Annotated in this window: 9 protein-coding genes; 8 read left to right on the forward strand and 1 reads right to left on the reverse strand. The window is 42.5% G+C overall.

The annotated features are described in order from the left end of the window. Positions 1-34: 34 nt before the first annotated feature. Complete coding sequence (locus ACXAD1_RS00130) at positions 35-658, reverse strand: DUF421 domain-containing protein (RefSeq protein ID WP_370224332.1); 624 nt, start codon at positions 656-658, stop codon at positions 35-37. 176 nt (positions 659-834) lie between these two features. On the opposite strand from ACXAD1_RS00130, the gene ACXAD1_RS00135 reads away from it, so the two are divergent. The 8 genes from ACXAD1_RS00135 (at position 835) to ACXAD1_RS00170 (ending at position 12608) form a co-directional block, all read left to right on the forward strand. After that, positions 835-1833: an ABC transporter substrate-binding protein gene (locus ACXAD1_RS00135; RefSeq protein ID WP_474909144.1), complete on the forward strand. Its 999-nt coding sequence runs from the start codon at positions 835-837 to the stop codon at positions 1831-1833. A gap of 491 nt (positions 1834-2324) precedes the next feature. Continuing rightward, entirely contained in the window at positions 2325-2618 is a 294-nt protein-coding gene (locus tag ACXAD1_RS00140; RefSeq protein WP_009336200.1) for a WXG100 family type VII secretion target, read from the forward strand. A 79-nt stretch (positions 2619-2697) separates the two neighbouring features. After that, positions 2698-2937, forward strand: coding sequence for an ESX secretion system protein YukD (yukD, locus tag ACXAD1_RS00145; protein WP_474909145.1), 240 nt, complete (start codon positions 2698-2700; stop codon positions 2935-2937). A gap of 14 nt (positions 2938-2951) precedes the next feature. Beyond that, the gene (gene essB / locus ACXAD1_RS00150) at positions 2952-4295 is read left to right on the forward strand and encodes a type VII secretion protein EssB (protein WP_474909146.1); all 1344 of its coding nucleotides are present in this window, start codon (positions 2952-2954) and stop codon (positions 4293-4295) included. A 20-nt stretch (positions 4296-4315) separates the two neighbouring features. Next, a complete protein-coding gene (gene essC / locus ACXAD1_RS00155; protein ID WP_474909147.1) occupies positions 4316-8788 on the forward strand; it encodes a type VII secretion protein EssC in 4473 nt (1490 codons plus the stop codon). Further along, positions 8785-11631 (forward strand): type VII secretion protein EsaA, encoded by a 2847-nt coding sequence (gene esaA / locus ACXAD1_RS00160; protein WP_474909148.1) that lies wholly within the window; start codon positions 8785-8787, stop codon positions 11629-11631. Before essC ends, esaA begins: the two co-directional genes overlap by 4 nt. Beyond that, entirely contained in the window at positions 11621-12100 is a 480-nt protein-coding gene (gene essA / locus ACXAD1_RS00165; protein ID WP_370224341.1) for a type VII secretion protein EssA, read from the forward strand. The genes esaA and essA overlap by 11 nt, the downstream gene beginning before the upstream one ends. A gap of 205 nt (positions 12101-12305) precedes the next feature. After that, entirely contained in the window at positions 12306-12608 is a 303-nt protein-coding gene (locus ACXAD1_RS00170; protein WP_009336194.1) for a WXG100 family type VII secretion target, read from the forward strand. The last annotated feature ends 30 nt before the right edge of the window (positions 12609-12638 follow it).

Below are 12638 nucleotides of genomic sequence, written 5' to 3' on the forward strand. Positions count from 1 at the left end.
AGAAGCTGATTCCCAATGGGAATCAGCTTCATTCTTACTGCAGATGATCTGGTACACTATCAGTCGTTTCTTCTGCCACTTCTGTAAAAATATCTTCTTCGTTTTCGGGAACCATATGGACAGAGAAGCCCTTGGCAAAAGCAGGTTCGAGTAAATGAATCAGCTGCTGGACATCAGCCTGCAGCTGAAGGAATTCCTTTTTCGTTACAGGCTGGGCTTCTTCTTTTAATTCATAGCCCACTTGTCCGTTTGGCTCCAGGGTTGCCCACCTTACATCGCTGATAACTGCAACATTATGCTGACGCAGCTTCATTTCAAGCTGGTCGACTGTAAACCGGAGTTTTCTCAGATTCTGTTCATTTAATTTTCCATCTTCTATAATAATTTTGGATTGCCCAGTGATAAACCTCTCGAATTTGTCTGATTTCATTTGTGCATATTCCATGATAATTAAGGTAAGGACAAGGATGAGTCCTACAGCAAGAGTAGTCCAAATGCTTTCCCCTGAAACCGGTTCAATTAATAATGAACCAATGCCAATCATGATTACTACCTGAGCTAACGTCATCTGTGAAATAGACTTTCGGCCTGCGATTCTTAATAACAGCGTGCCCCCGATAACGACAAGGATTGAGTTCCAGATCCAATCGAATTCCACTCCTATCCCTCCCTATTTTTTATTATAGTCTTTCGCAAATAGAGCCCTCTAAAACTGCTATTGTCAATTTATCTAACAAAAGTGGGATTAGCTATTGTTACGTACTTATTAAACGTGTTAATATCAAAATATTATAAAAATTTTAATAACTACATAATTGTCGGGGGGAATTTGTGATGAAGAAGATGTTAGCCGTCCTAGCAAGCAGCGCTTTATTAATGCTGGCTGCCTGTGGCTCAGGAAATGAGGAAACCAGCGGGGAAGGGTCAGAAAAGAAAACCGTAAAAATCGGTATCACGCAAATAGTTGAGCATCCATCATTGGATTCTGCGAGAGAGGGATTTATTGCCGCACTGAAAGATGCAGGCTATGAAGAAGGAAAAAATCTAAAAATCGACTTCCAGAACGCCCAGGGGGATATGAACAATAATATGTCCATCGCCCAGAACCTGGTTGCGGACAAGAATGATTTGATCCTCGCGATTGCTACTGCGAGTGCACAATCCGTTGTGCAATCCACGAAGGATATTCCGATCCTTTTTACAGCCATCACCGATCCTGTGGGAGCTGAGCTTGTGGAAAGCATGGAAAAGCCAGGCGGGAATGCATCGGGTACATCTGATACACATCCGGATGCCATCAAAAATACAATTGACTCCATTAAAACATTTGTTCCGGATGCCAAAAAGGTCGGAATCATCTACAATGACGGGGAACCAAACTCAGTTGTTAATGTAAAGCATGCGAAAGAAGCCATCGAGGCGGCAGGCCTTGAAGCGGTTGAAACCACTATTTCAACAAGCTCAGAGGTAAAGCAGGCTGCAGAATCCTTAGTGGGCCGTGCTGATGTGTTTTATATTCCTAAGGATAATACAGTTGTATCTGCCCTTGAATCTGTGCTGAACGTAGCGAATGAAAAAGACATTCCAGCATTTGTTGGAGAAAGCGATTCGGTTAAACGGGGCGGATTTGCTTCCTATGGTTTTGAGTATCATGATCTTGGATACTCTACTGGCCAAATGGCTGTTGATATCCTTGAAGGCAAAAATCCTGGAGAGATTCCTGTTGGCTACCCGGAAAGTCTTGAGCTGGTGATTAACAAAAAAGCAGCTGAGGAACAGGGAGTTACGTTGACAGAGGACATGCTGAAAGATGCTAAGGTGGTTGGGGAGTAAATAGCTAGTTAAGAGATACAGCGATTCAGCTGTATCTTTTTTTTGCTTAAAAGAAACCGGAAATTTTTTCTTGAAAATGATCCAAAAGAACTACGCAAGCCGGAAGGATGATTTTAGAAAAAAAAAGGGCTCAACAAAGTTTAATTTAAATATAAACAACAGGGTAATTTCGCCTATGAAATACAATTGGGGGTTTATAGATTAATAGGAATAAAACCACAGACATAATTCGACACGGCTGCAAAAGCGATTTGACGAGTCTTGACTGCCATGATAGTAATAAAAAGGTAGAAATTTTGAATTTAAAAATGAGTGAATAACAAAAAAATAGAAAAAATCTATGAAAAAAATACCAATTTTGGTTTGATTATCACAAAATTGGGTATTAGTGGGTATAAATAACTGTTTTGTTATTTTTTGCAAGTAAGTAATTGACCTTTTAATTGTGTATTTTTACAATAATAGTAACCTATTGAAAAGGAGAGATTTGAATGTCAGGAGTTATTCGCGTTACACCAGCAGAATTAGTAGGCATGTCTAACCGTTATAATGGAGAAAGCAGCCAGGTTGGGGATCAGATTGTCCGTTTGGATAATATGATTCGTGAACTGGAAGGTGCATGGGAAGGGGAAGCAAGCAGAGCGTTTGCTGAACAATACCAATCTTTAAGACCTTCATTTGTTCAAATGCAGCAATTATTAGAGGATATCTCTGTTCAGCTTAATAATACTGCAAGAGCTCTTGAAGATGCTGATAACCAGATTGCTGGACAAATCCGCGGTTAATTTCATCTGAATCAATAAGTGGAGAAGGAGCGCTACATTCATCAGATGAAAAGCGCTCTTTTTTTATGGGGTGTTGAAAATGTACATAGAATTAACAATCGATCTGAAAAATTATGAAGTTGAACCTTTTGATCTCCGTCTATCTAACTATCACTCTGTTAAAAAAGTAGTAGATATTGTTTGGCAAGCTAAGTCAATTCCTCAGCCGCCCCGGGAAGGCTATTGGGTCAGAATTTCTAACAAGCAAATAATTCTGTCAGGAAACGATAAGCTGGCAGAAAAGGGGATTACCACTGGGGACCGTTTCGAAATTTTATAAAGGAGCATTAAAAAATGTCAGAAAAGAGTCAAACCTACCTTGAAGAGCAGCTTGAAGCGGTTGTCGAAACAGATCATCAATCCCTTACCATTCTTTTTCAAAGAGAGAAAATAAAAGCTGATGCTGCTGCGGAATTGGAATTGCTCAAAGCAATGGATTCAGCTATAAAAAGGGATGTCCATTTAACAGAGGATGAACTGCGCCTCGTCCTGCAAATTCCCTCAAATTATTTAACCTTTTCCAAATTAAAAAAGAAAGACCAAAGAAGCAGATGGATCTTCTCTTCACAACTCCTCAAGCTTGTGAAAAGTCATCCGTATTCCAGGCTGCATCCTATTGTTTGTCCGGAAAATATAGTGGCTGATGAAAGCCTGTCGCCGCATTTGCTTCATTATGGTGTAAAAGAAAGCCTTCCGCCTTATGAAGCTAATCAGGAAAAACTCTGGATGGAATTGAAAGCAACCATTGCAGCTGCTGTAGATGGAAAGCATTCCTTCCGCGACTATCTTAGACTCCATGAAACCATTGAACTGTCGCCTGCAGCGGCGAGTGTGATCAAAGCCAAGGATGATAATGAATTGTCAGAAGTCATCCGGACAAATATTGAAATGCTTGAAAAGAAAGATAAGGAATACGTTAAGGTTCCGCAGAAAAAATGGAAAGCCACACGGTATTCTGCTTGGGGACTGCTGATTGCTTTATTGCCTTTCCTTGCTTTCAGTCTATATTCCCTGATCTTTACACAGCCTAAACAGGCAGCATTTATTAATAGCCAGGAACACTTCTTGAAAAGCCAATATAGTGAAGTTGTTTCTGAGTTATCCAATTATGATATTGATCAGATGCCGCGAGTGGTGCAATACGAACTTGCCCAGTCTTACATAATAAATGAAGCATTGACAGAAGACCAGAAAGAGAATGTTCAGAATACCATCACCCTGCAGACGGATCCTCTTTACTATCATTATTGGATTCATATTGGAAGGGGAGATGCCAAGGAAGCTCTCGATATCTCCCGGGATCTTGAAGATAGAGACTTAATCCTATTTGCATTGCTAAAATACCGTGAAGTTGTCAAAGCAGATGGTAGCCTTGAATCCGATGAAAAACAGCAGAAAATTGACGAAATCCAAGCTGAAATTGATGAATATATAGAGGATCAGAAAGCTCAGGAAGAAGAGGAACAAAGGCTGCAGGAAGAGCAGGAGAACAACAAGGCCAATGAACAGGCTGTAAAAGAGGAGTCTGAACAAAATGCTGCAGAAGAGCAAAAGCCTGCAGATTCAAAGGCAGCTGAAACTTCTGCTGAAAAGCCAGCCGAAAAGAAGGAAGAGGCAGCAAAGACAAAACCAAATTAAGATAGGCAGGAGGTGGAGAGATGGAACAGTTATGGTTGTTTTACAGCGATTACTGCCAGCAGCTGTCTATGCCATTTGAGAAAAGCGGCAAGATCACCATCGGCCCAAAGCTGGAACAGCTGGTGACAATAAGGGATTTCCCTTTCACAAAAGGGACTGTGTCAATAGAAAGGCACGACAGCATCTATGAAGTAAGGCAAAATGAGTCAGTTCTCGGAAAGCTAAATGACGGGGAACCCTTCCAGCTAAATGATGATGGGAAGACCCTGACGATAATCGTAACCTCTGAAAATATGAATAGCCAGACCTACTTTTCTGGCTTTCAAAAGGAAATAAAATTTTCCTCTGAGAATCCAGATGCAGCGATTTATAAAAAGAACGGCATTTTAATAGATGCCGGCCATTCCTTCGAACTCATTAAGACAGATAACGGCTGGCGGGCAGAACCACAGTCAGGACAGCTTTATGTAAACGGAAAAAGAGCCGAAGAGAGAATTTCCCTTGAAATCGGAGATGTGCTATTCTTCCCATTTATGTCTATTCGAATACTGGAAGAGGACCTCTTCCAGGTTGACAGCATTGAAAGCTATGAATCTAAGCTTCCGATTACCATCAGGCCGCAATCAGAGATGGCAAAGAAATATCCGCTCTATCGCAGAACGCCAAGAATGATTTATGAGATGCCGGATGAAAAGGTTTCTCTATCCTTTCCGTCACAGGAGCCTGATGATTCCAATCGGGGGTTATGGATGATCATTATGCCGCCGCTGATTATGCTGATTGTGATGGGCATAGTGGCGTTGATTCAGCCAAGAGGAATATTTATTATCATTTCAATGGTCATGTTCATGACCACGTTAGTCACATCTACCGTTCAATACTTTAAGGATAAGAGCAATCAAAAGAAGCGGAAAGAGCGCAGACATCGCGTGTATACTGCCTACCTGGAAGAGAAGCGGAAAGAGCTGCAGGCACTGTCTGACAAGCAGAAGCATGTTCTGGAATTCCACTTTCCTTCTTTTGAGAAAATGAAATATTTCACGGGCCATATATCCGACCGGATTTGGGAGAGGCCCCTTGAGAGTTTTGATTTTCTGCAGTTCAGGCTTGGAACAGGCAATGTGCCTGCGAGCTATGAAGTTAAGGTCAGCTCAGGGGATATGGCCAATCGTGAAATTGATGACCTGCTTGAACAGTCACAGCAGATGGAAAAAGTTTATAAAGAAGTTAGAAATGTGCCTGTGGTGGCTGACCTTGCAAAGGGGCCAATCGGGCTGATCGGAAAAGAGTCAGTTGTTAAGAATGAGATACACCAGATCATTGGACAGCTGGCGTTTTTCCACAGCTACCATGATGTGCGGTTTGTATTTATTTTTAATGAAAAGGAATATAAGAAATGGGAATGGCTGAAATGGCTTCCGCATTTCCAGATGCCGCATGCACATGCAAAAGGGCTGATATATAGCGAACAAACGAGGGATCAGCTGTTATCTTCCATTTATGAAATCCTGCGGGAAAGGGATTTGGATGAAAATAAGGAAAAGCAGGTGTATTCTCCGCATCTGGTGTTTATCATTGCCAATCAGCAGCTGATTGCAGATCATGTGATTCTGGAATATTTGGAGGGCGACCACTCCAATATGGGGATCTCCGTTATTTTTGCTGCCGATTCAAAGGAAAGCCTGCATGATAATATTCAAACACTTGTCAGGTATGTCAATCAGGAAGAAGGAGACATTCTGATTCAGGACAAAAGAGCCGTGAGCATCCCATTTAGGCTTGATGCTCATCAGAAGAAGGGAAATGAGGAATTTTCCCGTCTGTTAAGAACGCTTGATCATCAGGTTGGAATGACCAATTCCATTCCTAATAGCGTTTCGTTCCTGGAAATGATGAAAGTAAAGGAAGTGGGAAAACTTCCAATCAAGCAGAATTGGCTAACAAAAGAGTCTTCCAGATCATTGGCAGTACCAATTGGATTAAAGGGAAAGGAAGATCTTTCGCTTTTGAACCTTCATGAAAAGGCGCACGGCCCGCACGGACTGCTCGCTGGGACAACCGGATCGGGTAAGAGTGAATTCCTGCAGACCTATATTCTTTCACTTGCTGTTCACTTCCATCCCCATGAAGTCGCATTCCTGCTGATTGACTACAAAGGCGGAGGAATGGCCCAGCCGTTTAAGAACATGCCGCATCTTCTTGGAACGATTACGAATATCGAAGGGAGCAAAAACTTCAGTTCAAGAGCGCTTGCCTCAATCAAAAGTGAATTGAAAAGACGGCAGAGGCTTTTTGATCAATACCAGGTGAATCACATCAATGATTACACAGACCTTTATAAAAACAAGATGGCAAAGGAACCGCTTCCGCATTTGTTTTTAATCTCCGATGAGTTTGCAGAGCTGAAAAGCGAAGAGCCGGAATTCATCAGGGAGCTTGTCAGTGCTGCACGAATTGGGCGAAGCCTGGGGGTGCATTTAATTCTGGCAACCCAAAAGCCAGGCGGTGTCATAGATGAACAGATCTGGAGCAATGCCCGTTTCCGGGTAGCTTTAAAGGTTCAGGACACAGATGACAGCCGGGAGATCATCAAAAACGGAGATGCAGCAGCTATTACCGTAACCGGACGCGGCTACCTGCAAGTCGGCAATAATGAAGTCTATGAACTCTTCCAATCTGCATGGAGCGGGGCGCCTTATTTGGACGACACCTCCGAGACAGAGGATGAAATTGCAATCGTAACCGACCTGGGGCTTGTGCCATTATCGGATGTTAATTCCCGCCAAGGAAAGAAAAAAGGCGGAAAAACAGAAATTGAAGCAGTGGTGGAGGAAATTGAAGCAACACAGTCTTCGATGGGCATTAAAAAGCTTAGAAGTCCGTGGCTTCCGCCTCTTGAAGGGCGTTTAAGCAGGAAGCTCCACCGCGCTGAAGAGAATCATGAGATTCATATAGGGATGGTGGATGAGCCTGAGAAGCAGAGCCAGTATCCATTGAGCTATCAGATCATAGAGGATGGTAATGTGGGGGTATTTGGATCCTCCGGTTATGGAAAATCCCATACGATTATGACAATGCTTCTTAGCATTGCCGAAAAGCGGACTCCTGAAGAAGCTCATTATTATATTTTTGATTTTGGCAATGGCTCACTTCTTCCGCTAAGACAGCTGCCGCATACGGCCGACTTCTTCCTGATGGATGAAGAACGCAAGATTGAAAAGTTCATGAATCTGATCAAGGATGAAATTGCCCGCAGGAAGCTATTGTTTCAGCAGCAGGAAGTCAGCGGAATTAAGATGTACAATTCGATGAGCAGCGAAAAACTGCCGCTTGTATATATCACATTTGATAACTTTGATTTAGTAAAAGAAGAGATGCAGGAGCTTGAAACGCAAATCAATCAGATTGCCAGAGATGGACAGTCACTAGGCATTTATATGATTTTTGCTGCGACACGCATCAATTCGATCAGACAGTCGCTTATGAACAATCTCAAAACGAAGGTAGTCCATTATTTGATGGACAGCAGCGAGGCATACTCCGTACTGGGAAGAGTTCCGTTCGCACCTGAACCTATTCCGGGAAGAGCCATAATTAAAATGGAAGAGGCGTATTTCTCACAGGTATTCCTGCCGGCAGATGGCAAGGATGATTTTGAGATTATAGAAGCTATCCGGGAAGACATCCTGGAGCTGAAAGAGAAATACAAGGACTGCAGGCAGCCTGAAGAGGTGCCGATGCTTCCGGCAGAGCTTAATACGATTAACTTTACCCGCTACACTACAGGAGTGACTCAGCCGGGACTTGTGCCTGTTGGCCTTGATGAGGAATCTGTAAAACCTGTTTATGCGAACTTCAATAAAACGAAACATTGCATCATCCTGGGGCAGGCCCAAAAAGGAAAGACAAATGTTCTTAAGCTCATGATCAATCACATGCTTGTTCAGGGTGCAGAGTCCGTCGGTATTTTCGATTCCTTTGACAGAGGATTGTCATCCTATGCCAGTGAGGAAAAGTCGGTTTATATCGAGACAAAGGAACAGATCAGCGATTGGGCAGCACAGGTGGAAGAACAATTATCCGTCAGGGAAAAAGATTATCTTAACGCAATCCAGCATGGCAAGACTGATATAGAGTTTTCGCCAATCGTACTGGCTGTGGATGGATACTCCCGTTTTGCGCAGACATTGGATAACAGCCTGCAGGAAAGAATGGCAAGGCTGATGAAAAACGGCAGCCATCTCGGCTTCAGTGTCATCGTTACAGGCAGCAATAATGAATTGACAAAAGGATACGATTCCTTAACAGCAGAAATTAAACAGATCCGCCAGGCGATCGTTCTGATGAAAAAATCAGAGCAGACGCTGTTTACCCTTCCATACGACCGGAAAGAGGCAGAGATCCAGCCGGGATATGGTTATTACGTTATAAATGGAAAGGAATTAAAAATTCAAATTCCTTTATGTGCCACGGAAAGGAAGGTCTTAGCATGACAGCCAAAACAAAATACATCGTGAAAATGGTTTTGGTGATGCTTCTGATTATCGCCGCGCCAGCCATCTTTTTTGGCTCCATTGGCGATAATCCTCTGCTAGTCAGGGAGAATGCCACAAGAACCATAGCTGTTGTTAATGAAGATACAGGCGCTGACAAGGAAGAGAAGTCACTTGATTTTGGAGAGGAAATTACATCGATTCTCCAGGACGGCTCACAGTATGAGTGGACCGTCATCGGCAGAAGTGCTGCAGAGAATGGCTTGAGAAATACCAAGTATGACGCAGTTGTTTATATTCCTTCAAACTTTTCAAAGAACATCATGTCCTATGAAAGCCAGCAGCCTGAAAAAGCAAACTTTGAATATACGGTACAGAACCAGCTGAACTCACTGAACCGGGAAAAGGTTCTGCGTGAGATCCAGACTGCCACCAACCGTGTTAATGGAAAGATTTCAACCTTGTATTGGACCTATGTATCCCAGGACCTTGAAAATGTGAAATCCCAGTTCGATACCATTTTACAAAAAGAAATAGACTTCCAGAATGCCATGCTCGCTTTCTATAAGCCCAGTTCCAAGAACCTGGCAGCGGAAATCGAACAGCAGCGCAATATGCTGGAGAGCATTCAGTCGACAGTGAAGACTACTGCGGAAACTACTTCAGAGGGTGAAAGCAATCTTACCCAATTTGAAGAAAATCTTGCTGGTTTTGTTCAATATGTAGAGCAGTACCGGGAATATCAGGATGTTCAGCAGGAGACACTCCAAAAACTGCAGGATGAAAATGTACTAAATATCCAAGCACTGACTGGAAAACATGATCCACAGTACGCTGAATCGCTAACCGCGCTGAATGAGGGCGGCGAGCAGCTCTCGAATACTATTGATTCAGTGGAAGCTCAGCTTAAGGAAAACAGTGAGACGTTCAGCAGCCTCTCGAATATCCGTACTGCACAAGTGGATCGGCAGAGAGAAGAATTAATCAATTATCTTATGAACCAAGAGAGAGAGACCCTTAGCCAGGTTGAGTCAAACATAGCTTCCTTGAAGCAGGAGTTGTCAAAAGGCACTTCTGCCGGTAATCCAGGAACAGCATCAGCAGCTTCAAACAAAAGCTATACAGAAAAACAGGCTGCTAATACAAATACGGATACAGCTATTCCTTCAGTTCCCGGCCTTGAAGCTGAGCGGGCAGAATTACAGTCCATTGCCAGTGAAATGAACGCAATAAAGTCTTCACTAGAAACCATTGAAGGAACTCCGGAGCAAGCAGCCGCTGCTGCTGCAAGCCTGCCGAAGCTGTCTCAGCGTTTGCTTAATGTGGAACAAAAGCTTTCTGCGAATGACTCAGCAGAAAATCCTCTGCAGAAAGTGGTGGATGAGCTAAGGGCTGCCAATGAAACCTTAACTGCTCAGAATGGGAAATTGGTTGAAGACTATAATAAGCTTGTTGCAGAAAACAAAAATTTGATTGAGCAGCTGAGTAATTCAAGTAACTTTGCATCTTTAATCGGCTTAATCGATCAGAAAGAAAATAAAATTCTCGAATTGAATCTGGATAGTTCCAGCAAAGCGAAGTTAACAGAAGTGTTTAACCAGCCAATTATCTATGCAATCCCATCAAAAATGATGGAATATTATTCTGCTCTCGGAAGATTTGAAGGCACGATAGAGTCTTCCATTAACTATAATCCTGAGAAACTTCAAACATTTATTGAAAAATTGAACCCAATTGTAAAAGTGGGCGAGGATGAACAAATGGTTTGGGATCAATTGAATACTTCCATCCCTAATTCAGAGGAACAGCTTACAGGTTTGGATAATCAGTTTACTGCATTCTTTGACGAGTATAGTCAGAAAATTGAAGAGCAGCAGACTGCTATTACATCAGACTTATCTGCACTGCAGGAAAGTGCAATGGCTGTCATGGATAATATTCAGTTGTTATCATCATCCAATACTTCAATGCCTGTCGATGGCATCGACGGTTCTTCCGTCATGGTTAAACAGGAAGGAATCAGTCAAAGAATGCTGATGATTAATGATCTTGTTGGTTCCATCGGAGAAAACCAGAGCAATATCGTGTCATATACAAACGAGCTTGAGCAAAAGGTGCAGAGTGTCCAGCAGGATGCAGATACACTGAATTCCAAGTGGGGCTCGAACGTAGAGACGACTCAGATGTTCCGGGATGATATTTACAATCTTCTTGGTAATACCTATGTGAATGGCCAAAAGAATGGCCCGGTATACGAGCAATTATCCAATCCGCTTCAAATCAGCGGAGAAACAGCTGCAAAGAAAGAGGAAAGCAAGCTGCCGCCTGTTGTTGTATTGGCCATTGTCCTGCTCAGCAGCTTAATGATCGGATACTTCAGCCATTATTTCAAAAATGCGCCGATGCTTGTCCATGCTTCCATGTTTGTGCTGCTGAATCTTATTGTTGGTCTGATAATCAGCATATTCGGCCTTAATATTTACTCAATGGAACAGGATCGGGCTATTGAGTGGACGATATTTACCATATTGCTGCTGACTGCAGCTTCAGCCATTGTGCTGGCAGGGTTCAAGATTGGCAATCTGGCAGGATGGATTTTGAGTGTTGGTCTCATTGCCTTCTTCATTAGTCCGTTCCTGGCTCTTACAGCACCAAATATTAACTATGAAGATCCAATGTCCAAGGTATATATGTCCATCCAGTATGATTCGCAATCACTGTTTGTTCCGGCTATTCTCATACTGCTTGGCATCATAGCCTTCCTTGCCATCATTCCATTTGCAGTCCGGTCGATAAAAGACCTGCGTACAAAGAGGGATGAGGATCAGGCTTATGAAGCTTAATAAATACCTTCAAGTCCTGGCGTTGATCCCGGCGTTTTGGCTGATAGCTGGCCAATCCGCCGGGGCGACCCCTGACTTTAATAACTTAACTCCGAATACCTATGAAAAAAAGGAATTCAAAGAGAACACCGATTACTTGCATGAAAAATCGCTCTATGAAAATAAGAAAGAGATCCCCGAAGAACAAAAGGATCTTACTTTTACAAAAAAGAACCTGGATCCTTTAAAGGAAGTGAAGGAGCAGCTTTTTGATGGCGGTGAAACCGCTAATAATACCATCACCGCAAAAGCAGACCAGCTTCAGCTTTTTTCCGATTCTAAACAGGAAAGCTTTTTGAAGGCGGAGGATCAAACTCCCGCTGAACAAGATAACAAATTAATCTTTCTTTATATTATTCTGCTCGTCATTGCCATAGGTGTGATTATGGGATTCCTCATACCGAGGATGGCGAGGCAGGCTGACAATTAAATAATTCCCGTACATGTCTCCGGTTTGGAGACATGTACATAAATACTGCAACCAAATTCTTCAGCAAACTCCCCTCAAAAAAACTGGCTTCTAAAAATAGAATAAAGAATTAGGGATGAAAGAAATGAAAATGTCTGCGCCGAATAGCCAGATGACGAGACTTAGAAATTATTGGATAGAATAACTTTAAAAATGGGGTGTCAAAATGAACTCATCACATGTAAGAGCCCTGGCAAGGGTATTTCAGACAGCTTCAGATGATATCAAGACAGAGGAATTCAAACTAAAGCAAAGTGTCCAAAACCATGCAGATGAATGGAAAGGCAAAGCCCGGGACAAATTTGATTCTGCATTGGAAGAAGCAGGTGTCCTCTTCCAAAGGCACTCTGATAACCTTTATAACATCAGCCGAGAACTGGAAAGCGCTGCGAATGAAGTTGACAGAGTCAGAGAAGAAATTGAAAGACAAAGAGAATTAGAGAGATTGGCCAGGCTTAAGGAAAAATAATTAATTTGAATTGAAGAATATAAAGATTGG

The organism is Cytobacillus sp. ABV4_503 (assembly GCF_056158445.1).

Excerpts from the sequence above, each read along its gene's own strand:
- ACXAD1_RS00135 (WP_474909144.1), top strand. The coding sequence starts at position 835 with ATGAAGAAGATGTTAGCCGTCCTAGCAAGCAGCGCTTTATTAATGCTG.
- ACXAD1_RS00140 (WP_009336200.1), top strand. The coding sequence starts at position 2,325 with ATGTCAGGAGTTATTCGCGTTACACCAGCAGAATTAGTAGGCATGTCT.
- yukD (WP_474909145.1), top strand. The coding sequence starts at position 2,698 with ATGTACATAGAATTAACAATCGATCTGAAAAATTATGAAGTTGAACCT.
- essB (WP_474909146.1), top strand. The coding sequence starts at position 2,952 with ATGTCAGAAAAGAGTCAAACCTACCTTGAAGAGCAGCTTGAAGCGGTT.
- essC (WP_474909147.1), top strand. The coding sequence starts at position 4,316 with ATGGAACAGTTATGGTTGTTTTACAGCGATTACTGCCAGCAGCTGTCT.
- esaA (WP_474909148.1), top strand. The coding sequence starts at position 8,785 with ATGACAGCCAAAACAAAATACATCGTGAAAATGGTTTTGGTGATGCTT.
- essA (WP_370224341.1), top strand. The coding sequence starts at position 11,621 with ATGAAGCTTAATAAATACCTTCAAGTCCTGGCGTTGATCCCGGCGTTT.
- ACXAD1_RS00170 (WP_009336194.1), top strand. The coding sequence starts at position 12,306 with ATGAACTCATCACATGTAAGAGCCCTGGCAAGGGTATTTCAGACAGCT.